The sequence below is a fragment of the Methanolobus bombayensis genome (assembly GCF_017873415.1).
In the GTDB taxonomy this organism is placed as follows: domain Archaea; phylum Halobacteriota; class Methanosarcinia; order Methanosarcinales; family Methanosarcinaceae; genus Methanolobus; species Methanolobus bombayensis.
The window spans coordinates 42,406-68,582 of the sequence record NZ_JAGGKD010000006.1 but is presented as its reverse complement, the minus strand read 5'-3'; the positions used below and the strand labels follow the sequence as shown (position 1 = coordinate 68,582).

Here is a 26,177-nt window from a genome sequence, read left to right as displayed (position 1 = left end):
TCTTCTTTTTTCACATTTGTTTTTTGAGTTTTCCCAACTCATCAAATTTAGCTGCCAGTTTATAGGATATATTGGAAAGATAGGTAGTTCCCCAGGTTGCTGCAAGCACAGCTCCGAAAAGGTCGAACATGAGATCCAGCATTGTATCTCCAATTCCATGCTGTGCAAGTATGGCATCAAAACCGAGTGTCGATGTAATTTCATCACTCAAAAACTCGATAATTTCCCATACAACTCCCATTGCAAGTACAAAAATGAGAATGAAAATGAAAAGCACTCTGGGAGGTATGTAGATTTCATCAACATAGATGTCAATCGCTCTTATCAGAGTATATCCTGCAGCAGCAACCACACTGGCTGAAAGTGCATGGGTTACGTGATCCCAATTATCTATGTAGTCATAGAATTCAAAAGTTCCAATTGTATGCAGAAAGATAGCCAATGTGAGCCAGAGTACCACTCCGGTATCCTGTTTGATATTATATTTGCGTGTGATTATATTAGGTACAAAAGTGAGGATAAGGCCTGTTGTTGCATTCACTGTGGTGGACAGATCTTTTCTGAAAATCCCAAACAACAGCAGTAGTACAAGTCCACCCTGCAGCATTCTGGCTGCAATTATCTGTTTTTCAGTGGAAATGCCAAGAAGTTTACGTATGGGAGCAGGTGGTCTGTGTGTGACATAATCCTCAGTTTCCACTGAAAAATGAGTTGGAACATCAACAAGATCAGAATTTTCAGCTGATCTGAAATACCATCCAAACAAAGCGCCTGCTGCAACTCCGGCTATTGTGGCATAGATGAACTGATGCATTACAGCATCATTGATGGCATCAGGTGAAAGACCATAAAGTAGATAGTTAGTTCCAAAATAAATGTCCAGCAGCCATTCAACAAGGTGCCATAATCCTGATATTGCAAGAGTCGTGACGATAACAAGAAGTATTGCAAATTTGTAGTTCATTTTAACCGAGGTAAACCAGTTGATCTCAGCAGCCACAAGCAGTGCAATGGTTGCCACCGAAACGTAAAACGGTATACTGGTGGAAAAGAAGTACCATGCGGTGGAACTCCCAACTATTGGCACGATAGCCAGGAAAATAAAATACCACGATGGCATAACTGAGAGTTTGCGCATCCTGATGGCAGGTGTTATTATTATCCCTGTGACAAAAGCGATCAGTATGGTCCACATGAACCTGCCGTAAATGAAGTTACCCACTCCTAGCAGTGCCAGAAACAGGACCATTGTCCAGCCGGCAAATGCATTAAGAGGAGTATTTTTCAGGAGCTTGCGGAGTTTGTCTATCTGGACCATGGTTGTTTCTGATGGTACCTATGAGAGCTAGTTGTATTTATTTCTCAGGTATCGGAAGTCCATGTTGTCTCAAAAATGACAACTTATCCCAGTATCCAGTAGTCTGGCATCTATTTCTTTTGAATACATGTGGTTGTAAGCACCCTATGTAAAGAAGGCTACAAAGATCAGGAAAAATACAACAATTAACAATCCAAGTGTTTTTGCTATCGAAACATATGGATTATGCTTGTTTTCATTGATTTTTTTTCTCAATTGGCATTAATATCATTTCTGTTTTTCAAGAAGTTCTCAATTTGCATAATGTTAAGTTGGGGTACCAACCTTCCTATCTCTCATTAATAGTATCCCGCCAAGTACAAGTAAAAACCCTGCTGGAATCCATAAAAACCCCATGAACAGGAATCCAGCCACGCCCGATGCAATTATGATGAGTGCAGAATTACGTATATTTTCTGACAGTCTGTAAGCTGCTATGATTCCAATAACTGCAAGAGCTGTTGATGAAAATGTATAGATTGCCACCACTGTGTTTGGGTCAGATATTCCCAGTAAGGGTTTCACAGCATAAGCAAAGGCCATTCCATTGGTGGGTATTATCCCTTTAATTAAGCCATACAGTCCTAAACTCACAAAGATACCTAAAACTCCACCAATTATTGCCAGGTATCTTCCTCGGTTTTCTGTCATTTAATTACTCCATATTTTTGCCACAATACTACTACACTGTTAAATCAGTTCATGAATTAATTAAAATTTACAGTTAATTTATTTAGTATTTATGGCCATATTATCAAACTCAAATATGTTTATCAGTAGTTAATTTGACAATTAGAATAAGTCAAGTGTTCAATAGTAAAGCTAAAAATCCTATTATTAAGAGAAAATACAGTCTAAATGGAAATCTAAAAAGAAATCAAAACTCAAAATATGATTAAAAAAGTAATTCAAAAAATATGAAAAATGAAAGAGCCTTTTTAGCAAAGGTCTTTCAGGTGGAACTGGTACTTACCGAGTTTACCGCCGTAGTTTCCTGCGGTGATCTTTGATACACCAGGAACTGCGATAGCTGCTTCGATACCTGCCTTCATTGCCTTCTGGATTGAATCCTCATCGACACCGTTGATGACAAGCTCGTAAACTGCCTTTACACCTTCTGGAATTTCGGTACCTTCGACCTTGTCCCTGATGGATGGGCAGAACTTCTCGTTTGCAGTTGCCTTCATGAACTTGTAGTTGTTGAAACCAGCCTTGGAACCACTTGCAACAATTCCGCCTGGGAATGGAGTGATTGTACCCTCAAGGTCTTTGATAGCGTCTACTGCAACCTCTGCTGCTGTGAGTGCTGTCATCTGGCTGTCACCGAAGATAAAGAAGTTACCGCCTGCAATACCTGCTACAGCACCGATGTTCTCTTCTACAAGGAAGTCACCCTCCATGATCGGGATGCTGAACATCTTGCGGCCGTCGATCTCTGTCTCGGATTCCATTCCGTCACCGAAGAACTTGAGTTTGAAACCTACGTTGAACTGCTTCTCAGCTTCTGGCATACCGTTGAAAACAGCTGTTGTTGGTGCTGTAAGCACACACTGGCCGAGGCGCTCAAGTAACTGGTGTTCAAGTGATTCGTATCCGAAGGTGCAGAACTGGACATATACACCAGGTCTTCCGTCGGGAGTCCCATCAGGACCTACGAACTTTTCAATACCTGCTTCTGCAGGGCACATAATAACAGAGGTACCAAATCCTGTTGCTTCAAGTGCAGCTATCTCTGCCCAGCGTTTTGTTGCTGCGGTGATAAGTACTCTTGAGATCTTGATCGGGAACGCTTCTGCAAAAGTATCTTCGATTTCTACTCCATTGATTTCCATAATAATCCCTTGTTTTAAGTTGAATTAAGCAGGCAACATTAGATGTTACACTAACTATAGCAGTAATACAAGACAATTACAATACATATACTCTTCGAAATGCAGGCTAAAAGAAGACTACCTTCCGCCTGACTTGCGGTAGGTCTTATCAAAAAGAGCGAACATCTCTTTATCAATTTCCTGATACTTGCCAATTTCAAAAATAGCTTCACTGACAATGACTGAAATGGATTCGATGTTCGAAAGGTTTGCAAGGCTCTTTGATGAACTGGCAGTAGATTCGACCATCTGTTCTTTAATAGATATCTCACACACTTCTACAATGGCATTGACAGCAAGTGAGACATTATCCGCATGATTATCTGATGCCGCAACCGTGCAGAAATTTTCCATCACAGGAATGATCCTTGAGACCTTTTCATCAGAATGTTTCCTTGCGGCAACCATTCCGATATCTTTCAATGCGGTTGTAACATCAGGAAGAGAATCTTTTCCGAAAATCCGTCCAACTTCTTCAAGCGCTTCGACCACTTTATCAAGACAATCGTGCCTTTTTCTATCAGGAGACTCCTGCACAGCCTTGATTCCAATGTCCCTCAGTGAGTAGATCAGGAGCTTCTTCAGGTGTTTCTGGTCTTTACTATCAACTGTTCTTGCCAGTACAAGCAGGACATTGCGGATGTTTGCAAGAGTTGGAATATCTCTGTTAACTGCTGCATCAAGGGCGATCTTCTTGAGCAGAATAACTGATTTTTCAGTACTGTCAATCATGTCTTTTTTAGCAGATGCAACTCCGATATCACCGGTAGCAATTGCAAGCTTCTGAAGCGGGCTCACAACGACCTTATTTCTAAAAATGGCAGCCAGATCCTTAATGCCCTTTGAACGCTTGATAAGTGTAAGTTTGTCTAACTGAGGGAAATGCTCAATTTCGCGGTTCAGTTCGAAGAAACCTGCCATTTTGTCCAGAGCCTGTAAAGTAAAACGTTCCATACCTGCTTCTGAAGCTTCTTTTCCAATTGAACCGAATGCATCGATCACTTCCATTAATACAAACCTGTTCTTTTCTTCCCTTGAAAGAATAGCAAGCTGATACAGGTGTATATTAATATACTTAATAATGAGATTCTTTTTTCCACTGGAACTGAGAACTTTTGAGCATAGCTCTGGGATTGTTCTTACTCCCACACTTGCACTGAAATCATCATTATTCCTGACAGCTCCCCTTATGATGTCGACCACAGGTTGGAGAGGATCAATATTCTCTTTCCCTGCTTCCAGTTTTCTGTAACTTTCATTCATATCATATATCTTCAGGTCTCTGGTTATTTCCTCATAGGTTTTCTTCACTGATTCCGTTCTGAGATAATCAGCCAGAAGGAAAGCCAGTACCGAGAGAATGAGTGAATACACAAATAACATCATCATTCCAATGGGTTTGAAAGTTCCCAGAAAATGCATAATGGATGCTGCCAGGGCAAATGTTCCGATGGTGTAAGAGAACATATCTGTAAGTGCATCTCTCTTACTTGCAAGCCAGAGACAGGCTGCCCAGAAAAGTCCGAAACAGATGGCAAGGAGAACGTTCCTCCAGAAAATATCCATTTGCTGGTTCACAAGTATAAGAGTAATGTAACCAAACTGGATAACCACTGAACCGATAGCAAGATCAGCTCCGACATCCCTGAGGTTGATTTTCAAATAATTTTTGATAAGGATATCTGCAATAAGGAAAAGTGATATTACGCCGCTTATGAGAGCTGTATCAACGATATCAGGTATGAGGATGTCCATGGCTTTTATATTGTTGATTTGTATTTATATAAATATTTATTGAAATTATTCAGACTTATGTTCCCCGTCTATGGACAGAAGTCTTGCATTTACAGCAACAATAATTGTGCTCATTGACATCAGTACCGCTCCTGCTGCTGGTGACAGTAGAATTCCCTGCTGATATAAGACCCCTGCTGCAAGTGGAATCGCCAGGGCATTGTAACCTGTTGCCCAGAAAAGGTTCTGTTTCATTTTACTGTATGTTGCTTTTGAGAGTTTCATGATCGCCAGTACATCAAGAGGGTTACTTTTTACAAGTACAATGTCCGCAGTTTCCACTGCAACATCAGTACCGGCTCCGATGGCTATACCCACATCAGCCTGTGCAAGGGCAGGCGCATCATTGATACCATCTCCCACCATCGCAACAGTTAGTCCTCTTTCCTGAACTTCCTTTATTCTGGAAGCTTTTTCATCAGGCAGAACTCCTGCAAAGTATTCATCAAGGCCGATCTGGTCCGCAACTCTTTCAGCCACCTGCTTCTGGTCACCTGTAAGCATGAAACATTTGATACCCATTTCTTTCAGTTTGCCTACAGATTCCTTTGATTCGGGCCTGACCACGTCTTCCAGTGCAATAGCTCCCACTGAATTTTCATCAATAAGAACAAAAACCGTGGTCTTTCCCTGACTGTTTATCTCCTCCAGTTTTTCCTCTGGATAACTGATTCCTTCTTCTCTCAGATATGCAGGACTCACAACCTTCACATCCTTACCATTAACAGTACCTTGTGCTCCTTTTCCGGAAATAGCACTGAAATTCTCCACTTTATATTCAGGTTCGGCAGAGTTAAGGATTCCCTGTGCTATCGGGTGCTCGGAATCAGATTCAATGGATGCTGCATAACTGAGTATTTCCTCTTTTTGCATGTTCTCATCAAAAACAACAACGTCACTGACTCCGAATTCTCCTTTAGTGAGAGTTCCTGTCTTGTCAAAAACAATCGCATCAATATTTCTGGCTCTCTCAAATGGTCCTCTGTTCCTGATAAGCAGGCCGTTACGTGCACCAATTGCAGAGGAAACGGCAACTACAAGAGGAATTGCAAGTCCAAGGGCATGAGGACACGTAATTACCATAACTGTTACAGCTCTTTCAAGTGAAAATGCAAGATCGGTGCTTGCCAGTCTGAGCCACGCAAAAAAAGTGAGTGTACCTGCTGTCAGAGCAATTATCGTAAGGTACAGAGCAGCTCTGTCAGCAAGGTTCTGGGTTTTTGATTTGCTTTGCTGTGCCTGAGAAACGAGATCAAGCATTTGTGACAGGAATGAATCTTTCCCGGTTTTGCGGACTTCAATGGTCAGCGAACCTTCTCCGTTAATAGCACCGGCAATAACCTCGTCCCCTTTTTCCATTGGAACCGGATTTGATTCACCTGTAAGCATTGCCTCATTTACAGAACTCTGTCCGTCAACCACAACACCGTCAACAGGTATCTTTTCTCCGGGTTTGACGAGAACCTTATCTTCCATTTTAAGTTCATCAACTGGAACATCATCTGTTTTCCCGTCGGATTTAATGAGATGAGCATCAGATGGCATGAGCTTAACCAGTTCCTGAAGGGCCATGGAAGCTCCCATGACAGATTTCATTTCCATCCAGTGACCAAGGAGCATGATATCGATCAGGGTTGCAAGTTCCCAGAAAAAGAGCTTTCCTTCAAGTCCGAAAACAACAAGACTGCTGTATCCGTATGCAACGGTGATGGCAACCGCAATAAGTGTCATCATCCCGGGATTTTTGGATGTAAGTTCATCCTTTATACCTTTAAGGAAAGGCCAGCCTCCATAGAAAAAGACCACAGTTGAGAACGCAAACAACAGGTATGTATCACCGGAAAAAGATGGAATGATAATTCCAAGATTTGAGTCAAAGAAATCCTGTATGATAGGAGACAGGAGAAGTATTGGTATCGTCAGGACAATTGATATCCAGAACCTTTTCCTGAAATCCTGCACCATCATTGCATGGTGGTTAGAGTGTTCTCCATGACCCTGGTGACCTTCATGTCCCTGATGGGATTCGTGTTCTCCATGTCCTGAATGCTTGCCATGTTTGTTATGTGAAGCATGACTTTCATGTTCATGCGCTCCCTTTTCCTTTTTCATGACAGAATCATCATGGTCCATTTTCTTTCACCGGTAACTTCTTTTTTAGATTCCAAGCTTCTTACGGTTGTTCTCAATGTGTTCAAGCATGAGTTCCACTGCTTTTACAGCATCTGTTTCCACATTCATCACACCGCCTGTGACATCTTTACAGTCCTCGGTGAGGAGCTTTACAAGATTCGGTGCTCCTGTTACTGTTGGAACAGGATTTACGTGTGTATAAAGTCCGAATGCCAGTGCAAATACTGCATCTATCGTTGCTTTCTGTTCCATATACTCAGGTGCAGTGGCAACAACTGGCAGATCGGGTACCGCGACATCACCCAGAGCTGCAGACACAGCAGCTATCAGATCAGCGATCCTGCCCGTATCGGTACAGGTTCCGTAACTGAGTACCGGAGGAATTCCAAGTGCTTCACAGATTGCCTTAAGTCCGGGTCCTGCAAGTTCTTTTGCTTCGGGACTGCAGAGTCCTCCAACCTGCATGGCTGCGTTTCCACATCCCATGGAAAGCACCAGTATATCATTTTTAATAAGTTCTTTTGCAACGGCAATACTGTGACTATCCTGACCTGTATCTCTTAAGGTTGTACAGGAAACAAGTCCCGCTACTCCACGCAGGGTTCCGTCTTTGATGGCATCCAGAAGCGGATCAAGTTTTCCTCCAAGAGCCTCCAGTATACTCTCAGTTGAGAACCCCACAACAGCCTCATTCACCGGCAGCCCGGTAACTGGTTTAACACTTGAACTACGCTCTTTGAAATTATCAATACCCATCTGGAGTAGTTTTGCCGCCTGTTCACTGGCTTTTTCAGGAATATATTCAAGACGTTCGCTGACTCCTTCAAATGAAACAAGATCGCTTACAGGGATAAGTTTGAATTTATATTTTTCAGCGTACATCGGGTCTATCGGCATAGAACAATTCATGTCCGCAACAAAAACATCAACACAACCGCTTGCAAGAACAGCCTCCTGCATGATCCAGTTACCGGTGAAGCCATAGAAAGCATCATCCATCTCCCAGCGCTGGATCATTTCCTGTCCGGTCTCAATATTGGCAATAATTCTGAGACCTTTGGCTCCAACTTTCTTGGCCTTATCCTGCCACTCCGCTTTTCTTGCAAGCTGGACCATAGCAAATCCCAGGAAAGGCTCATGTCCGTTTGGCAGAATATTCACGTAATCAGGGTCAAGGACTCCAAGGTCCACTCTCATGTTGTGAGGTTTGGGTAATCCGAATATGATGTCTTGGCAGTACTCATTGACTATCTGGCTCTGGTAAGCCATTGCCACTCCGAGTTTCATGGCTTTCAGTGCGAGACTGACGTAATCTCCATCTACGTTTGTAAGGGATGAACTTGTTGACCTGAGGATCTCTGTCTGGATTCCTCCTGGAAAGATTCCTGTCTCCTTCCATAAAACCTGTCTTTCCTCTGGAGCAAGCATTTCCACGATCTTACTTGGCTGTCCGTATTCCCTTGTAAAATCTTCTTCTACAAAGTCACAGAGTTTCAGGGCAACATCTCCTATATTTCCACTGGAATCTATCCCCAGTCTTCCGGCGAAATTTCTAAGTTTTTCCTCTTCGGTTATCTTAAAAGGAGTCTCGCCTTTTGCTGTTGCTCGAAGTGTCTTTATTGTCTGGTTGGTGTGATACTGGTAGGTCGAAGCGCCCATGACGTTGCGTAAAAGCATCATTCTCATGGCCATTCCATCGGCAGTTATGCCGCAAACTCCCCTTTTATCCTTTGATGCGTCTCCACGGCAGGGACCATTGGAACAAAGGTCGCAACGCATGCCTCCCTGGCAGAAGGTACATCTCCTGTCCGGACTACTACCCATTCCCTGAGCTTCATAGCGGTCCCATATGTTGGTCATACCGTCTTCTTTTATCCTTTTATATACTGTACGCACTGAATCATGATACGATATTCTGTCATCTTCCACATTAATTCCCCATTATTAAGTTCGGATCTAAAGATCCATACTATATATGGTGAGGACAGCAGATAAAAAGTCTTTGGAAGATATCTTTTCGGCTAACATTTTCAGATCAGTATGTATTTTTTTATATTTTAAAATCCGGAAGACATAATTATCTTTTATAACTTATTATATAAGAATGTATATAATATAGAAAATGCCTTCCCTCTTTGGGAACAATTCCCTAAAAGTTCCTACGAGGGATATAGAATGAATAAAACGTATTATTTTTCAGGATATTTCTTTGTATTTATCCTAATTCTGTCCTGTTTTACATCTATCGTATCCGCAGCAGATACGTATGCAGAACAGGAACAGCAGATGCTTGATCTTATAAATGAAGAAAGGAACGACCTTGGTCTTGAACCATTAAATATCAATCCTATACTTACTCAGGTTGCAAGGGAACACAGTAGAGATATGATCGAAAACGACTATTTTTCACATGATTCTTTTGATGGCACACTTTTTTCGGAAAGGATAAGGGATTCAGGTTATGTCATCTACCGCATTGGAGAGAACATTGCCATGAACTATCCTCCTGATGTTGTGAAGGCTCACGAGAATCTCATGAATTCACCCGGTCACAGGGCAAACATACTGAGCTCCAGCTACAATGAGATAGGCATCGGTATATGGGTAGGTGAATATTCTTCATACTCAAATACTGCTATGTACACACAGGATTTTGGCTGGAATCCTGATGCAGTGGTTCCGGAAATTACACTTTCAATAAGCTCATTTGAACCTGCATCAAGAAATATCGTTTCTGATAGTGCTGATATGTTTTTCACCATACGAACAAATGATGTATGTGATGCCACCTGGTCAGTTGATGGAAGTATTGTCAAAACAGAAGAAGATGTGACCAGATCCTACTATAGTATGAAATCAGCTTCAGCAGGTGAGCACGATATTGAAGTAACTGTCACCGGTTCCAGTGAAAATGATTCTGTAAGCTGGTCGCTGGAAGTGGAAGCTTCCGAAAACATGAAAGGTGATTTTGACGGCGATATGGATGTTGATTTTGATGATTTTGTAGAATTTGCCGAAGTATATGAATCAACATCAAGTGATTGGAACTATTCTCCAATATTCGATTTTGATGATGACGGCAATGTTGATTTTGATGATTTCGTGGAGTTTGCAGGAGTGTATGAAGACTGATTAGTAATTCGGCAATTCCTAGCTGTACAATGCAGTAAAACATATTAAAATAATAATAGTGCAGTGAAATCTGCACTTTCGCTTTTATAGGGTTCATTAATTAAAGGAACCTGGAACCCGGATCAAATATCAGAATTACTTCATATAATTTCCAGAAAAGTAGGACTTCTACTAAATATAGTCAATACTCTGTTTTCACTTATTTGAAGTCAACAATGATTAATAAAACATGAATCTAAAAATAGAATAAAGGTGAAATCATGTTAAAGATAACTCCCTATATGGGACCACTTGTTATCATCGTTTCAATAGCAGGATTATGGTTCCCTCTGCTTGGTTACTTCATGCTGCTGGTTTTTGGTGCCATATTTTTAATAGCTCCATTCCGAGGCCGCTGGTTCTGTGGGAATCTCTGTCCCAGGGGAAGCTTCATGGATTTCTGGGTAGGCAAAGTCTCAGAAAAAAGAAAGATACCCAAGTTTCTCAAAAGCTATTGGATAAGAGTTCCTCTTTTCATATTCATGATAGTCTTTATGGGCTACAGATTCATGAATACCCATGGACTTGTGAATCAGATAGGCATGGTGCTTGTAATAATGTGTCTGACCACATCTTCAATTGCAGTTATTCTGGGAATTACAATTGCTCCAAGAACATGGTGTACTTTCTGCCCGATGGGTACACTGCAAAGCATAGTGGGAGTAAACAAATATCCACTCCAGGTTGATATTGATAAGTGCATAAAGTGTCATAAATGTGAAAAGGTATGTCCAATGCACCTGAATATCGTGGAAATAACACACAATCCTGATTGTATAAAATGCGGAAGATGCATTGATGTCTGCCCGAAGGATGCACTGAGTTTTAAAAAATCCGCAAAAGGTGCATGATTCTTTTTCTTTTTCTCTTTTATTATATCCCGGCAGATACAAAAGCAATGACCAACCTTGGAAACTAAATATGGATACACTGAACTTTGACGGCTCATGCGACCCGAATCCCGGAGGAATAATGGGATTTGGATGGATAATCAACTGGAGCAGTGGAAAAAAACCAACTGAAGGAAGCAAAGAAAAGAAACCTTCAAAATCCAATACTAATAACGTTGCCGAGTATACAGCCCTTAAGGAAGGTATAAAGAATTACCTCAAACTCGGAGGAAAAGGTCCTCTCCAGGTCTGCGGTGACAGCAAACTTGTAATTAGCCAGATGTCAGGAAAATGGAAAGTAAATAACCAGAACCTTGCAAAGATAAAAGAAGAAACTGATTCCATAATCAAAAAACATAATCTGAAGGTCAAATTCACATGGGTTCCCAGGGAGCAGAACAGTATTGCTGACAGACTTGCGTTGCCTGAATCCAGACGCAGCAAACTATCAAAATCTGATTCAAAGACTTCAAAAGGAAGTTCTGTAAAACCTGAGAATAGAAAGTTCGTTGCGGATGTGAACTCATCTTCTGTTTCTTCAAAACTAAGACTTAAGATAAATGAACTTAATACTTCTCCATCACCTGGTTTTAAGTCCTTTGCACAACTTAAGGTTGGAGGATTTGACTCATTTTCAAGAAAAAAACTTGAGACTTTACAGAAGGAAGCAGGTCCAAAAGCTTCGTCTGTTGTTAGAAAGGAATTCCCCAAAAATTCAAGTCAGCAAGCTTCAGCACTAAGGTGGATGCTGAGAGGGCTTGCTACAGACCTTGCTATCAGGAAGGTCAAAGTTGATATTGAACTCAGTAAAAAGAGAAAAAAATAATCAAAAATTAATATTTATCGGAGCTTCAGATTTACCTGATCATAAGCATGAAGCTTTTCTGATTGTGAACCAGAAAACACTTCCATGGCCAATTGAATTGTTTTCTACTCCAATTTCTCCGCCGTGAAGTTCCACTATTCTTTTTGCGATTGCAAGTCCAAGTCCGCTTCCTTTTATGCTTCCTTTTTCTGCCCGTCTGAAACGTTCGAATATCATTTCCTTGTCACTATTATTGATACCCGGTCCGTTGTCAGTGACCTGTACTTTCCATTTGTCCATGGCATCTGATATGACTATTGATATTCTTCCTTTCGGAGGTGTGAATTTGATAGCATTGGAAAGCATGTTAAGGAACACTTCTTCTATGATAGGGTTGATGAATGAGGGATAAGGTCCTGTTGCCTTCATGTCAAAATGGATATCCTTTTTATTCATTTCAGAACTGAGATTCCTGACAACTTTTTCCAGTACAGGTAAAAAGTCCTGCTCTTCAAACTTGATATCATCGACAGATTCCAGTTTTATGAACTTTGAAGCTGATTCGATCATATAGATCATTCTTTCATTGTTCTTATGTATCTTGTCGAGCAGATTCTGCTTGCTGTCCTCATCTTCGATAATTATCAGCTCTTCGGTAAAGCCACGTATTATGTTCGCAGGATTTAGAAGATCGTGTGTAAGTATATCTGTGAAAAGTACTTTAAGGTGATTTGCATCCTCAAGCTGGTTTGCATATCTTTTGAGATTTTCTTCAGCTTCTTTCCTGCTCAGAGCCTCTGCAAGTACATTAGCCACAGATTGCATGAAGTGCATGTCATCTTTAGTAAATACTCTTTTTTGAGTAGTGTGTACGTTCATAACACCGTAAGGATCTTCTCTGCTGCCGATAGTAACATCCATTCCGCTGACGATACCATGCTCTTTTAGCAGTGACAATCCGTTGAATTTATCCTGTGATCTGTTTTCCCGTATAAGTGAGTCTTCTTCGGTATCTGAATACAAAGTATAGCAAACAATGTCATTCTTGCTGTTTTCGCTCTCTTTTTTGCTGTTGTCATCTTTTTCCCATCCAACGCCTGCAACCATAACAGCACTATCTTTTTCTTTTTTCATGATACGGCAGTATTCAACACCAAGGGTATCTGTCACAAGTCTCACAGATTCCTGCATGAGCTCATCAAGATCTGCTCCTGCAAGTCCTTCCTGTCCGAGTTTTGCAACTACTGCCTGTTGTTTTTCTCTCATTTTCAGGGTATTCTCAATGGTTTTACAATCACTGATGTCTTTTGCGTGTCTTACTACCATGGAGACGCTACCATCATCATCAAAAAGCGGAGAAAGCTCAATGAGTTTTGTTTTGTTGTCAAGAGGATCTTCAATCTCGAATTTACAGCATTCACCGGTAGCAAAAACTTCAAGTAAACGGCATGATTCACAGGGTTTTACCTGTTTCATGAGGCAACTATAGCATAAAGGATGTCCCATTTTTACATTTGCAGGTACAGAATCACAATTCTTCCAGTTACTGGTTACAATCCTCATATCCCGGTCTATTACGACTATGAGGTCCTGTACCGATGACAGGGTTTTTTTCAAGATACTGAGCTTAATATTGTTCAGCTCATCGTTTTTTGTGTCACAGATTGAAATGTGAATCCTCCGGATGACTTTCAATTATTGTGATTCGGGCACGGTTAGCTTGTTATTGGAACATTATATTACTAGTATAATGTTATAAGACCAAATCACGATGAAAACTGTCTAGAATTCTGCTATTTATATGTATCCGGGATGTGCGTATATGATGATGAGCATGAGTGTGATATATCACCTCATTATTCATATACTTCTAAAAAATTATGCACAAAATCTATGTGCAGAGACTCAATAATATTATAAAGTCGTAATATATCCAATCTCATATATTTACTATAAAGTCAATATCTGATATTTATCTTATAATTTTGTTCCACAATGCTTACAAAATAGGGCGTCGCTATCGTTTCTATCATTTCCACAATTATTGCATACATTCCTTGGTCTTTTCTTTTCCCTGTCTTCAATTGAAGCAAAACTTATCTCGGCTGTTACAATACCTGTTGGAACAGCAATTATGCTGTAACCAATTATCATGACAACTGAAGAAAGCGCAATCCCAAGCGGTGTTTTCGGTACAATGTCACCATAACCAACTGTTGTAAGTGTAACAATAGCCCAGTGAATGCTCATGGGTATGCTGGTAAAACCGTTCTCTTCTCCCTCTATAAGATACATCAGGGAACCAAGGATCACAACAAGTGTGAGTACCGTAAACAGGAAAACAGTAATTTTCCTGCTGCTTGCTTTTAATGCGGTTATCAGCAGCTCAGCTTCGTTCAGGTATTTCACAAGTTTGAGTATACGGAATATTCTCAGCACTCTGAGTATCCTGATAACCAGAAGGAACTGGCTTCCCGGAAGGAAGAGGCTCAGGTATGTAGGCATGATGGCCAGCAGGTCAATTATCCCTAAAATGCTGGTTGCATATCTGGTCTTGCTTTTGACGCAAATCATTCGAAGAACATATTCAATTGTAAAAAGTATGGTGAAGAACCATTCTATATCATGGAGCAGGTCACCGTGTGCAAGTCTTAATGATTTTACGCTGTCTATCATGACAACAAGTACACTCAGGAGGATGCTCACTATCAGGACTATATCGAAATTCTTCCCGGCAGGAGTGTCAGCCTCAAATATAATTTCGTAGAGATGGCTTTTCCAGTTATTTTCATCCGGCTTGTTCTCTGAATATTTTTCCTCATATACAGCCATTGTAATCCTCAGAAATCAAAAAGGCTCTTTTGTCCTGTGCTTTCCTGCAGGTTTCCAACCCTCACGCCGATGCGTCTGAAGTTAATAGTGCTTTCTTCAAGGAACTGTTTCATCAGTTCCACAGCATTTTCATCAAGGATTTCCCTGTCGTTCACAGCATGGTTGAAGGTTTTGCTTTTTGTTGAAGTTTTAAAATTTGAGAATATAACGGTTACTGTTACAGAACGGAATGATACTTTCCTTTTTTTGACTTTGCCGATTACATCCTCCATAAGCTCATCAAGCAACGAAAATATCATATTCTCGTTCCTGCTGTCATTTTTTAGTGATGCCATCCTGCCTATCTGGTCACTTGCAGTTCTCTCCTTCACTGGACTGTCATCCTGACCTGATGCAGCTTTTTTCAGCCACATACCTTTCTTTTTTCCAAAAACAGAAATAAGTTCCATAACATCAAAAGCTGCCAGTTCTTCAACAGTTGTGATTTCCATTTCAGCCAGCTTATCCTCAGTTACCTTGCCGATTCCCCATAATTTCTTCACAGGCATCGATTTAAGAAAATCCTCAGTTTCTTCCTGTCTTATTACAGTTATTCCATCGGGCTTGCGGAAAGAAGATGCCATTTTGGCAATTAGTTTGTTGGGACCGATGCCAACTGAGCAGGTTATTCTTTCCTTGAGTTTCACTTCTTCTTTTATCCTCAGACCGATCTCCTTTGCAATATCATAATCACCGTTGCAGGATTCGGTGATCTCCAGAAAAGCCTCATCAATGCTTATCTTTTCAAAAGCTTCCTCGCTGTCTGCATTAGATCTGAGGATCTCCATCACATTTTCAGAAACCTCTTCATAAAAGGCTTTGCGTACTGGAAGAAAAACAGCATCAGGCTTTTTGGATATTGCAAGTTTACATGGCATTGCAGAACGTATTCCGGCATCCCTTGCAATGTAATTAGATGTGCTTACAGCTCCACCTGATTCGCCACGGTTGGAATACATGCAGACAACAACAGCCTTCCCTTTGAGTGCCGGGTCTTCTCTCTCTTCTATTGCAGCATAGAAGTAGTCCATGTCCACATGAATTATCACACGTTCCATTACTGAGTAAGAATGTTCAGGAGCCTTTTATGGTTAACTGAAAAATTGATTGAAAAATGAATTAGAGGATTCATATTTATAGTATAGTATCTCTGCAATCTACGTATGTCCGGCTAAGATCAGGCACTTTTCCTGAGATTGGTTTTGCGTAGAGGTATAGATTCTCATACATGGGCTTGAACTTCTTCATTATTCCATGGATCGGATCATCAGGATCGATGTATGCTCCGAAGAACTTGCAGTTTGTATCGAACATCAGGTTATTGAAGTAGTCAATTATCTCTTCCATTGCAAGACTGTGGTCCTGTTCAAATGCGAAATCAACAATCGAATGCAATTTGCACACCTCGCCTTCCGATGGAATATCCGGCATCCTGGCCAAGTGTCTGAGTATTCCATATGCATTTGCCATGATCTTCCACATCATCGGTTCTTTTGTGTATGTGACTTCCATAAGGACCGAGCAGTCCCAGAAACCTGCGCATGCGACAATATATCCTTTCCATTTTGCCACAATGAAATTCTCAAGACCGTATCCAAGTATTCTTTCAGTATAGTCCCTGAATTTCTCTGTGGTAAATGGGTAGAATTGAGCATTTCCATGGTAATAGCTATTGATCAGCTTGATGGTTTCATGGATATCATCAGGATTTATTCTCTCAATTTCATATCCGCTTTCTATCTTTTCCTTTTTATAAGCTGAAATTGAAATGGCCTGTATGGTTTTCTCCTTCATGTAGCCCAGTTTTTCAAAAAGATCGATGAACTCTTCATTTGGTTCATAAGCATAACAATAGATATAAGAAGCCTTTATTTCAGATGCAGCTTTTTCTGCTTCCCCTATAAGTTCGACTTCAATTCCCAGATCTTTGTGGCCAGGATGAACCATAACTTCTACAATGTAAAGATATGGTTCATCCAATCCTTGTTTTATTGTCCACCCTATCCACCCCACAGCGGCGGCATTCTTCTCTGCGACACGGATCTCCCAGTTGTCATAAATCTCATATCTTGCTGTTATATCCGGTCCCTTGTCAATGATTATTGCACATTCTTCATTTCCCTGAGGACATAGCCTTTCAATGTCCAACAGGGTATCGTTGTCCTCTTCCCTAAAAGGTCTTATATTGACCATGCAATCACTCCGGTATCTTTTATCAGATATTCCAATAACAAGGAAACCCGGAAAAACAGAGTCATAACTCCGTGTCACAGGTTTTGAATTCTACTACTCCCAAATAAAAATTGAATTTGATTGGATATATAGGTTTTGGATTAAAATAAAAAAATGATGATAAAAGATTCAAGAACAGCTACAAATCTCTTAAGTGAAAAGTTGTTTCTGATTTTATTCATCAAATTCAGCAAGTGCTGTACTAAGATATCTCTCACCGGTATCCGGCAATATCACAACTATCATTTTTCCGATATTCTCTTCCCTCCTGGCAAGTTCCAGGGCTGCGTGAAGAGCTGCACCACATGAGATTCCAACAAGTATTCCTTCCTTTTTTGCCATCTGTCTTGCAGTTTCAAAAGCATCCTCATTGCTGATTTTTACAACCTCGTCAATAATTTCAGTATTCAGGACATCAGGGATAAAACCGGCACCAATCCCCTGTATCTTATGAGGTCCGGGATTTCCACCCGATATTACAGGTGAATCTTCCGGTTCAACAGCTATTGCTTTAAAAGAAGGCTTCCGGTCTTTGATAACTTCAGAGATTCCGGTAATCGTTCCTCCTGTACCGACACCTGCCACAAGATAATCTATTTTACCATCCGTATCCTTCCATATCTCTTCGGCGGTGGTACGGCGATGGATATCTGGATTTGCAGGGTTCATAAATTGGTGAGGAACAAAAGAGTTCTCAGTTTTCTTTGCCATCTCTTCAGCTTCACTGATGGCTCCGTTCATACCTTTGCTACCAGGGGTGAGAACGATTTCAGCGCCCAGCATCCTGAGTATCTTCCTTCTTTCAATGCTCATGGTTTCAGGCATTGTGAGGATGAGGCGATATCCTTTAGCAGCACAGACAAACGCAAGTCCTATTCCTGTGTTTCCTGATGTTGGTTCTATTATTACAGAATCCTTTTTGAGGATCCCATCATTTTCAGCCGTTTCTATCATATTAAGAGCAATACGGTCCTTGACTGAACTTAAAGGATTAAAGGATTCAACCTTGCCGACTACAGTTGCATGGCAGCCTTCAGTTATCTTGTTCAGCCTTACAAGTGGCGTGTTTCCAACAGTTTTTGTTATATCCTCATAAATGCGAATTTTACCAACTCCCTTATTATGTTCATTTTTTCTCCTTGAAAATGAGTCTTGGTTCTTCGATAATGACCTTTGTATCAGGTGGAACAGATTTTGTTATCCATACATTACCACCTATCACTGATCTTGTTCCAATTATGGTATCTCCACCAAGAATGGTTGCATTAGAATAGATTATAACATCATCCTCAATTGTAGGATGTCTTTTCTGATCCCTGATTATTTTACCTAATTCATCTTTTGGAAAACTCAGGGAACCAAGGGTAACTCCCTGATAGATGCGGACATTGTCCCCTATCTCACAGGTTTCCCCGATAACAACACCAGTACCATGGTCAATAAAAAATCCTTTTCCGATCTTTGCACCTGGATGTATGTCTATTCCCACAACACTATGAGCATACTCTGTCATTATTCTGGGAATTATTGATATTCCCTGTTTGTGCAGTTCATGTGCTGACCTGTAAACGGTCATGGCAAATATTCCCGGATAGCTGAAGATAATCTCATCATAGTTCTTGGCTGCAGGATCACCTTCATATGTGGCAATGATATCTGAAGCCAGCATGGATCTTATATCAGGTATCTTTCTCAGGAATCGCAATGTCTCTTCGTGTCCCTGGTCGATACAATCAGTGCATTCCTCATCGCAGCGCTTGCACTCATGTATAATACTGTTAGTGATCTGCTCTGACAGCTTTCTGAACAATTCGGTTATTTCGTTTCCCAGATGATAGGGCAAAGTATTTCTGTCAACTGTCTGGTCTCCGAAATAACCGGGAAAGAGAATGTCTTTTATCAGGTCGATAATTTCTATAAGTGCTTCCCGGGATGGTATTACAGCAGCTTCCAGGTGGTCAAAACATCCTCTGTCCGAGCAACTGTTGACGACAAGGTCTACTATTTCCGGAATTTCCGGGCTATATATGTTATCGACCATGGAGTTCAGTATCGTGCATCTTCTCTGTTCAGTTGATGTTTTTTCCATATTTGTCACATCTTATCAATATTCTCTTGTTTTCAATGTTAACAGCGTTAACACACCTTCTCTGTTAAAGTTCTATTTTTATGCGTAAAGTTTCATCCCAAAAGTATAACTGCATATAGCAGTACCCACTTTTAACAAGCCCATAATATGATTAAATATAATTGCATTTAAAATCTTTGAAGCTACTAGCAGAGAATTGCTTTCATGTCATCATAAATACTAATATCTGTGAGCATAATACTTCTATTAGGACGTAGAGCAATCTAAGACCCCTTTATTTCCAGTAGAGAGTCATAAATGGTTATTTTCATCTTAATTCCACAGTTTGATGTACTAAATCTAAAATAATATCTATATCCTCTTTTTGATTCTATTTCTATCAATGAAATCTACTAAATAAATTTAAATAGAACTCGATATTAGATATTTTATGCAATCGTTTGAAGGTCATAATAAGATGATAAGTGAAGAGTTGTCTCCTGTTACGGATATTGATATCAGGGCACTGGCTGAGATATATGATGAGCAGGATGTCTATCTTTCCGTTTACCTGCCTGTATCCGGAAGGGAAAATGAGCATCTTAACCGCATCTTTGTAGATTCAAGGTTCAGTGCCATCAAAAAGGCTTTAGATCCTGACCTTAGGTCTGAATTTGAAAAGACCTTTGAAATGGCAGAATCCTCTGTTTTTGATGAGCCAATCTCAGGTGAAAAGGGCAGAATCATTTTTGCAAGCTCAAAAGAATCATTCCTGCATGTTTACAGGCTTGCAGTGGAACCAGAGCAGTCCTTTGTCCTTGACACGTCACCGTATCTGCTTCCACTGGCAAAACTCAGGGCAGATTATGAAGACTACGGTGTGCTTCTGGTGGATTCCCGTGAAGCCAGGTTCACATGTATACGTTCCGATATTGCAGAGGAGAAAAAACACCTCTCAACCGACCTGATGAATAAGCACAAAAAAGGAGGTTGGAGTCAGATGCGTTTCAATCATCTGAGAAAAGGAGCTATCAAATCCTTCCTTTCTGAAGTTGCCGATAATGTTCAGGGAACCTGTGACCAGTTACAAACAAGAGGCTTTGTTCTTGCAGGACCTGGAGAAGCAAAACAGCACCTTATGGAAATTCTTCCACAGGAAGTTCAGCAAAAGGTTCTGGGTGTTGTTGATGTTCCTATTGATATTCCTGAGGATGAACTGGTTGAAGCTGGAGATGCCGTGCTGCAGGAAAATGAAAAATCTAAATCAAGAAGTGCTGCTGAAGAACTGAAAAGTGAGATCCTCAAAGGTGGGCTGGCAGTCTATGGAATTGAAGATGTAAAAGCGTCACTTGAACAGGCAAGAGTTAACACTCTGCTGATAATTAAGGACTCATCGGTTCCGGGTTGGCTATGTGAAAGATGCCAGAACCTGCAGTCAAATTCTAAACCTCCGAAAGAATGTGAAAGGTGTGGAGGTCCAACATCAACTGTGGATGTGGTTGAAGAACTCTATGAACTGGCACAGCGCACAGGTGCAAATGTTGAGTTTGTGGAAAAAGAAGATTTTCTGGATTCCGATGATGTTGTGGGTGCGCTGCTGAGATACTAAATTGGAATTTTTCTGCATATAGTCTTTTAAGACAATCATCAATGGCAGAAAAGAAATACATGATATGCATATAATGAACTAACTCTATTTTATAATGAAATTGGCTGGGTTTATGGCATATAATATGTTTACACACGATAGGATATTCAGAAAAGTTATCAATATTGTGACAATTGTTATCCTGTACATACTTCTGCTAGCGATAATAGTAGGAATGTTCAATGTTTTCCAGAATATCGGACTGGTATGGCTTAAAAAAGGTGGTTTCAGTCAGGTAGTATACAGTGTACTGACAATCTTTGTGCTTATTGATTTTTTTAAGGCTTTTGCAGATTACCAGGTCCATGAAAGAATCAGGCTCACATATGTGACCGATGCGACCATTCTGATAGTCATGCGTGAGATAACCGTACTCATATATGGACAGGAATTTGACACAGAAACTTTGCTTGTATTTGCAGCATTACTTTTAGTTCTGGGTATAGTACGTGGAATTGCTGTTAAGTTTCATCCATTTGAACATCAGGATTCCATGTTTACATCAGAGGAAAAAAGTGAAGCAAAATAATGTTTCACTTTTTGACTACTTAATGCAGTAGAAACCAGCCTGCATGTAAGAATACCAGAACAGCTCAACGGTTCTGAATCCGGTTTCCCTTAGCAGCTTGAGATGTTCCTCAACTGTGATGGGGAAATATTCAGTTCCAAATCGTTCAAGGTGAATCTCTATTTCATCCTCAGTTCTTGCATGAACTCTCTGGAAATCGCCCCAGTATCGCTTTCCAACGCTGATACCCTCTTCAGTAAGAGGGTTGATATTCTCGAAAGTGATAAAAAATCCTCCTTTTTTCAGCAGTTCATAGCATTTCTTTACTGCTTTTTTCCTGTTTTCCATGTCAAGATAGTGATGGCACTGGATAGCAGTGATGACATCCGGTTTTTCATTGAGTTCCTGAGTGAAGTCCTGAGTTGTGGATGCTTCAAGTATTTTCACTTTACCACTGGAAAATGATGAGAGTTTTTTCTTTGTGTGCTTCAGCATTCCCTCGGAAGGATCAATCATCAGGAACTTTGTATCAGGAAAATGTTCGATGGCTTTTGAGACAAACGTTCCTGTACCGCATCCGGTGTCCATCCAGACAGTAGGTGCTTGAGGAAGTGATTTTATAAGATTAATCGTTTCCTGATGAAAGGTCCTGTAATATGGAAGAACAGCAGATATCTTAGTATCATAATCCTCTGGAAGATGAGGTGTCTTATTTTTTGAGGTTTCTGCAGGAGGCATGCAGGAAATTGGACTATTTTTCTTATTTATATTTCCTTTGCAGAAACTATGTGTAGTATTGGATAAGGAATAGTTTAAATCATAAACAATCAGAAATTAGAGATTAAGAGGAGAAATTTAATGTTATACAGGAAAATGCCAAAGAACGGCGATGAACTTTCAATACTGGGTTTCGGGGCCATGCGTCTTCCAACAAAAGAGGACGGAAGCATCGATGAGAAGACTGCAACTGATATGGTTCGCTATTCCATCGATAATGGAGTTAATTATGTTGATACAGCCTGGCCTTATCACATGGGAGAAAGTGAGCCTTTCCTTGCCAGGGCACTTGCACATGGATACAGGGAGAAAGTGAAGCTTGCTACAAAGCAACCTCAGTGGATAGTTAAAAAACCAGAGGATATGGATAAGTTCCTGAATGCACAGCTTGAGAAACTCAACACCGATCATATCGATTATTATCTTATACACAGTCTTGTGTCCAGCAGCTGGGAAAACATCAGGGATCTTGGAGTACTTGAGTTCCTTGACAGGGCCAAAGCCGATGGGCGTATAATAAATGCAGGTTTTTCATATCATGGTACACCTGAAGATTTTGCACCGATAGTTGACGCTTATAATTGGGATTTCTGTCAGATACAGTACAATTTCCTTGATACTAATGTTCAGGCAGGAAAAGCAGGCCTTGAATATGCTGCTTCCAAAGGTCTTGGTGTTATTATAATGGAGCCTTTGCGTGGTGGGAATCTTGCAGATCCTGTCCCACAGGAAGTTATGGATATCTGGAATGCTGCCGAAAAAAAACGCAGTCCGGTTGAATGGGCTTTGAGATGGGTATGGAACCACCCTGAAGTTACTGTTGTTCTTTCAGGTATGAGTGCACCTGCACATGTTGAAGAGAATCTGAGGATCGCAGACGAAGGTCTTCCTGAATCATTAAGTGAAAAAGAGCTGCAACTTGTGGAAAGAGTGGCTGAGAAGTATGGAAAAATGATGCCGATTAACTGTACCGGATGCAGATATTGTATGCCATGTCCGGAAGATGTTGATATCCCTGCATGTTTCGATACATACAACAACCTTCACATGTTCGGTGATGAGGACAGACTTAAGATGATGTACGCAGCAAAACTGGGTGGAATTCTCAGGGGAGCCGGGACAAACTTCGCTTCACAGTGTGTGCAGTGCGGTCAGTGCCTGGATGCCTGTCCTCAGAATATTCCAATACCTGCCATGCTTGAAAAGGTCGCAGAGGAATTTGAAGGTCCGGATCTTCAAGAGAGAATGGCCTTTGCAAAGAAGCTATTTTCTGATGACAGTTGCTGAGATGCTTTAATTTTGAGAGCATCTTCTTCTTCCTTTATTTGCATGTAACAACTTGTCTATGTAGAAGTTCTGGTGAAATCAATATAGATGAATTTAGCAAATATCTGATCGTGCACCAATGTAGATAATTGTAGTTACGTTACATTTGTATTTCAAAGATCTCTACAGAGCCATGATTTATTCTTTTTAACATTTAGTGCGGCAGAGTGTGGGTACGTGATGATGGTGGAATTGTGATTGAATAAACCTGAAATTCTATTTGAGGATAATTTGCTAATTCTTTTATACAATAAATGCTATTTGTACATATTCACTAGTTCTGATATAAATAGAATAGTTAAAAAAAGAGGCTTATTGTCTGTTCTCATCAGGTGTAAAAATGGAAATCGAAGATCTTGTTCTTTCATGTCTTGCCATTGGTTTTATGGGAGGTTTAATCCTTTATGCAATGACCAATCCCCTTCATACCGGTATTCCCGTGGTTGAAACTGTGGCAATAGGTGGCTTGTGGCTGTATCTGTTCAGCAATCCCAATTTCTTTTAGATTTTTTCTAGTCTTTGTTTAAGTGTATATTATGCAGCTTTCTGTAGATACGGAACATAGCTATTGATCATTTATATGTTCTGTACTTAGCCACTAACGTTATCTTCTAATTCTCATAATAAACTTTTAATGAATTCTATCATCTCCCTGCTAAGAAATGACCTTGAACAAAATTCAGACGAAGAAGCCAAAGCTAGCTCAAACCGTTTCTTCAAAGAACCAATAAAGTGCTACGGCATGAAAACTCCCGTTGCCAGAAAAATAGCAAAGACCTATTACAAGCAAGTATCCGGCAAAAACAAGCAGGAGATATTTGCTCTTTGCGAAGAACTCCTCAGTTCAGATTACATGGAGGAAGCGTTCATTGCATTCGAATGGTCGTACAACCTGCGAAAGCAATACGAACCTGAGGATTTTCCCATGTTTGAGAGATGGGTCGGGGATTATGTCAACAACTGGGCGAAATGCGATACTCTCTGCAACCATACTATAGGCATGTTCATCGACATGTATCCTCAGTATATTGATTCCCTCAAAAAGTGGACTGCATCTGAGAATAGCTGGTACAGGCGTGCTGCTGCAGTAACTCTCATTTTAGCAGCCCGCAGAGGAGATTTCCTTGATGATATTTTTGAGATTGCTGATTTATTGCTGACCGATGAGGATGATCTGGTTCAGAAAGGATATGGATGGATGCTCAAGGAAGCGAGCAAGCAGCACCAGAAGGAAGTGTTTGACTACGTGGTGGTGAACAAGGAAGTTATGCCACGGACAGCTCTCAGGTATGCTATTGAGAAAATGCCGAAGGAATTGAGAGTTAAGGCTATGGAAAAATAGTAACTAAAATAAGTTCAAACCTCAGTTATTCCGTTTTCTCTATCATAAAAAAGAATCCTGACAGGAATGTCAGGTAATTCATTTCTTTAACAATTAAGCTAGTGCCATTTCTGCTATCATCTTTTCACCGAGCTCAACAGCTTTTTTTGTTTCCATTATAGGAATGGTCTCAAGCTTTGAGATATCTCTCCATGGGAATGTAGCTCTGGCATATGCTTCTTCATTGTCTAGGTCATAAACGATAAAGACCCTGCATGATGATACGTCAGACCACTCTGCTATTACATTGTAGCCTTTTGGGTATTCCCATGAAAGATATCGCTTTTCTATTTCCTCGTTATCTTTTGGATCCCACGTCATAATATCCATGAATCGCATTTTCCACCCTCCTTTAATTTTGCTCTTTTTGATAATTTATTATATGCATGCCACATATTTATTAGTTGAAGAAACAAAAGAATTTAAATATAATTTAAGTAAATATTTTCTGATTTTGAAAAACAGGAACCTCTACTAAGAATGATAAAAATAGAATTTCAAACTTCACTCGAAGGACACAATTCGCTCACAACACAATTCCCACACTTCGGTCTTCTTGCGATACACACATTTCGACCGTGAAGGATTAACGTCATGGAAAGGTTCTCAAGGTCTTTTCTTTCAGCAAGAGCCATGAGGTCTATCTCTATCTTTTTCGGGTCGCTGTTCTTCGTAAACCCAAGCTTCTGAGATAATCTTGTTACATGGGTGTCCACTGCAATTCCCACAATAATATTGTACCCTCTGGCCAGGACAATATTAGCGGTTTTTCTGCCAACACCAGGAAGTTTAAGCAGGTCTTCCATATTATCGGGAACTCTGCCATCAAAATCTGTAAGGATGAGCTGTGCACTACCAATAATGTGCTTTGCTTTCTGACGATAGAATCCAGTGGTGTAGATGTCTTTTCCAAGCTCAGTGAGATCTGCGTTGGCAAAATCTTCTACGTTTTGATACTTTTTGAATAAAACCTGTGTGACCTTATTTACCTGTTTGTCTGTACACTGGGCGGAGAGAATTGTTGCAACCAGTAGTTCCAGTGGATTCTTGAAATGAAGCATAGGTTCTGCATTGGGATATTCTTCTTGCAGAAGTTCGAATATATTATCAAAATTATCTCGATTGTCCGGAACAGGAGATTGCATGGTCATGAGAATGAATTATGGCATGATACTTTTTAGCTTTATTGAGAACCCCAGTGTTTCCACTAGAACTAAAAATAATAACGGGGAAAATATTTCTCAAAGAATAGATCTTTTTCGATATATTGCTATTAATACAACTTAGTGTATAATTATTTACCATAATATATCTGGATCAGACATAATGGGAACCCACAAAGAGT

At 40.4% G+C, this 26,177-nt stretch carries 23 protein-coding genes; 8 read left to right on the top strand and 15 right to left on the bottom strand.

What is annotated here, in order from left to right; all coding sequences use genetic code 11:
- Positions 1-10: 10 nt before the first annotated feature.
- From J2746_RS08735 to cooS, 6 genes are all read right to left on the bottom strand, one after another.
- Positions 11-1,318 (bottom strand): DUF2238 domain-containing protein, encoded by a 1,308-nt coding sequence (locus J2746_RS08735; protein ID WP_209619303.1) that lies wholly within the window; start codon positions 1,316-1,318, stop codon positions 11-13.
- Positions 1,319-1,624: 306 nt separating this feature from the next.
- Positions 1,625-2,008: a hypothetical protein gene (locus tag J2746_RS08730; RefSeq protein ID WP_209619300.1), complete on the bottom strand. Its 384-nt coding sequence runs from the start codon at positions 2,006-2,008 to the stop codon at positions 1,625-1,627.
- Between the two features lie 287 nt (positions 2,009-2,295).
- On the bottom strand, positions 2,296-3,189 hold the full coding sequence (gene fhcD, locus J2746_RS08725) for a formylmethanofuran--tetrahydromethanopterin N-formyltransferase (protein WP_209619298.1): 894 nt from the start codon (positions 3,187-3,189) through the stop codon (positions 2,296-2,298).
- Positions 3,190-3,306: 117 nt separating this feature from the next.
- A complete protein-coding gene (locus tag J2746_RS08720; RefSeq protein ID WP_209619295.1) occupies positions 3,307-4,983 on the bottom strand; it encodes a hypothetical protein in 1,677 nt (558 codons plus the stop codon).
- 45 nt (positions 4,984-5,028) lie between these two features.
- Entirely contained in the window at positions 5,029-7,155 is a 2,127-nt protein-coding gene (locus J2746_RS08715; RefSeq protein WP_425342644.1) for a copper-translocating P-type ATPase, read from the bottom strand.
- 24 nt (positions 7,156-7,179) lie between these two features.
- Positions 7,180-9,084 (bottom strand): anaerobic carbon-monoxide dehydrogenase catalytic subunit, encoded by a 1,905-nt coding sequence (gene cooS / locus J2746_RS08710; RefSeq protein WP_209619293.1) that lies wholly within the window; start codon positions 9,082-9,084, stop codon positions 7,180-7,182.
- 246 nt (positions 9,085-9,330) lie between these two features.
- On the opposite strand from cooS, the gene J2746_RS08705 reads away from it, so the two are divergent.
- The 3 genes from J2746_RS08705 to J2746_RS08695 all read left to right on the top strand — a co-directional run bounded on the left by J2746_RS08705 (position 9,331) and on the right by J2746_RS08695 (position 12,042).
- Entirely contained in the window at positions 9,331-10,287 is a 957-nt protein-coding gene (locus tag J2746_RS08705) for a CAP domain-containing protein (RefSeq protein WP_209619290.1), read from the top strand.
- A 260-nt stretch (positions 10,288-10,547) separates the two neighbouring features.
- Positions 10,548-11,177: a 4Fe-4S binding protein gene (locus J2746_RS08700; protein ID WP_209619287.1), complete on the top strand. Its 630-nt coding sequence runs from the start codon at positions 10,548-10,550 to the stop codon at positions 11,175-11,177.
- 70 nt (positions 11,178-11,247) lie between these two features.
- Positions 11,248-12,042 (top strand): ribonuclease HI family protein, encoded by a 795-nt coding sequence (locus J2746_RS08695; RefSeq protein ID WP_209619284.1) that lies wholly within the window; start codon positions 11,248-11,250, stop codon positions 12,040-12,042.
- A gap of 39 nt (positions 12,043-12,081) precedes the next feature.
- Here J2746_RS08695 and J2746_RS08690 read toward each other — a convergent pair whose 3' ends face one another.
- From J2746_RS08690 to epsC, 6 genes are all read right to left on the bottom strand, one after another.
- A complete protein-coding gene (locus tag J2746_RS08690; protein ID WP_209619282.1) occupies positions 12,082-13,638 on the bottom strand; it encodes an ATP-binding protein in 1,557 nt (518 codons plus the stop codon).
- Positions 13,639-13,998: 360 nt separating this feature from the next.
- The gene (locus tag J2746_RS08685) at positions 13,999-14,853 is read right to left on the bottom strand and encodes an ion transporter (RefSeq protein WP_209619279.1); all 855 of its coding nucleotides are present in this window, start codon (positions 14,851-14,853) and stop codon (positions 13,999-14,001) included.
- A gap of 8 nt (positions 14,854-14,861) precedes the next feature.
- Positions 14,862-15,950 (bottom strand): DNA polymerase IV, encoded by a 1,089-nt coding sequence (gene dinB / locus J2746_RS08680; protein ID WP_209619275.1) that lies wholly within the window; start codon positions 15,948-15,950, stop codon positions 14,862-14,864.
- 76 nt (positions 15,951-16,026) lie between these two features.
- Positions 16,027-17,085 carry a GNAT family N-acetyltransferase gene (locus J2746_RS08675; protein ID WP_209619262.1) on the bottom strand — a complete coding sequence of 353 codons (1,059 nt, stop codon included), beginning with the start codon at positions 17,083-17,085 and terminating at the stop codon, positions 16,027-16,029.
- A 213-nt stretch (positions 17,086-17,298) separates the two neighbouring features.
- Entirely contained in the window at positions 17,299-18,228 is a 930-nt protein-coding gene (gene cysK / locus J2746_RS08670) for a cysteine synthase A (protein ID WP_209619767.1), read from the bottom strand.
- 22 nt (positions 18,229-18,250) lie between these two features.
- Positions 18,251-19,213: a serine O-acetyltransferase EpsC gene (gene epsC / locus J2746_RS08665; RefSeq protein WP_209619260.1), complete on the bottom strand. Its 963-nt coding sequence runs from the start codon at positions 19,211-19,213 to the stop codon at positions 18,251-18,253.
- A gap of 430 nt (positions 19,214-19,643) precedes the next feature.
- Between epsC and J2746_RS08660 the strand changes: the two genes are divergently transcribed.
- Together J2746_RS08660 and J2746_RS08655 are read left to right on the top strand one after the other, a co-directional pair.
- Positions 19,644-20,801: a baeRF10 domain-containing protein gene (locus tag J2746_RS08660; protein ID WP_209619258.1), complete on the top strand. Its 1,158-nt coding sequence runs from the start codon at positions 19,644-19,646 to the stop codon at positions 20,799-20,801.
- Between the two features lie 112 nt (positions 20,802-20,913).
- Positions 20,914-21,369, top strand: coding sequence for a phosphate-starvation-inducible PsiE family protein (locus J2746_RS08655; protein WP_245250072.1), 456 nt, complete (start codon positions 20,914-20,916; stop codon positions 21,367-21,369).
- A gap of 15 nt (positions 21,370-21,384) precedes the next feature.
- Here the strand turns inward: J2746_RS08655 and J2746_RS08650 are convergent, their stop codons facing one another.
- A complete protein-coding gene (locus tag J2746_RS08650; RefSeq protein ID WP_209619256.1) occupies positions 21,385-22,086 on the bottom strand; it encodes a class I SAM-dependent methyltransferase in 702 nt (233 codons plus the stop codon).
- 120 nt (positions 22,087-22,206) lie between these two features.
- On the opposite strand from J2746_RS08650, the gene J2746_RS08645 reads away from it, so the two are divergent.
- The 3 genes from J2746_RS08645 to J2746_RS08635 all read left to right on the top strand — a co-directional run bounded on the left by J2746_RS08645 (position 22,207) and on the right by J2746_RS08635 (position 24,793).
- Positions 22,207-23,412 (top strand): aldo/keto reductase, encoded by a 1,206-nt coding sequence (locus J2746_RS08645; protein WP_209619254.1) that lies wholly within the window; start codon positions 22,207-22,209, stop codon positions 23,410-23,412.
- A 379-nt stretch (positions 23,413-23,791) separates the two neighbouring features.
- Positions 23,792-23,956: a hypothetical protein gene (locus J2746_RS08640; protein ID WP_209619252.1), complete on the top strand. Its 165-nt coding sequence runs from the start codon at positions 23,792-23,794 to the stop codon at positions 23,954-23,956.
- 129 nt (positions 23,957-24,085) lie between these two features.
- A complete protein-coding gene (locus J2746_RS08635; protein WP_209619250.1) occupies positions 24,086-24,793 on the top strand; it encodes a DNA alkylation repair protein in 708 nt (235 codons plus the stop codon).
- Positions 24,794-24,886: 93 nt separating this feature from the next.
- Here the strand turns inward: J2746_RS08635 and J2746_RS08630 are convergent, their stop codons facing one another.
- Both J2746_RS08630 and nth read right to left on the bottom strand, forming a co-directional pair.
- A complete protein-coding gene (locus tag J2746_RS08630; protein ID WP_209619247.1) occupies positions 24,887-25,171 on the bottom strand; it encodes a DUF3303 domain-containing protein in 285 nt (94 codons plus the stop codon).
- Positions 25,172-25,329: 158 nt separating this feature from the next.
- Positions 25,330-25,983 carry an endonuclease III gene (nth, locus tag J2746_RS08625; protein WP_209619245.1) on the bottom strand — a complete coding sequence of 218 codons (654 nt, stop codon included), beginning with the start codon at positions 25,981-25,983 and terminating at the stop codon, positions 25,330-25,332.
- Between the last annotated feature and the right edge of the window lie 194 nt (positions 25,984-26,177).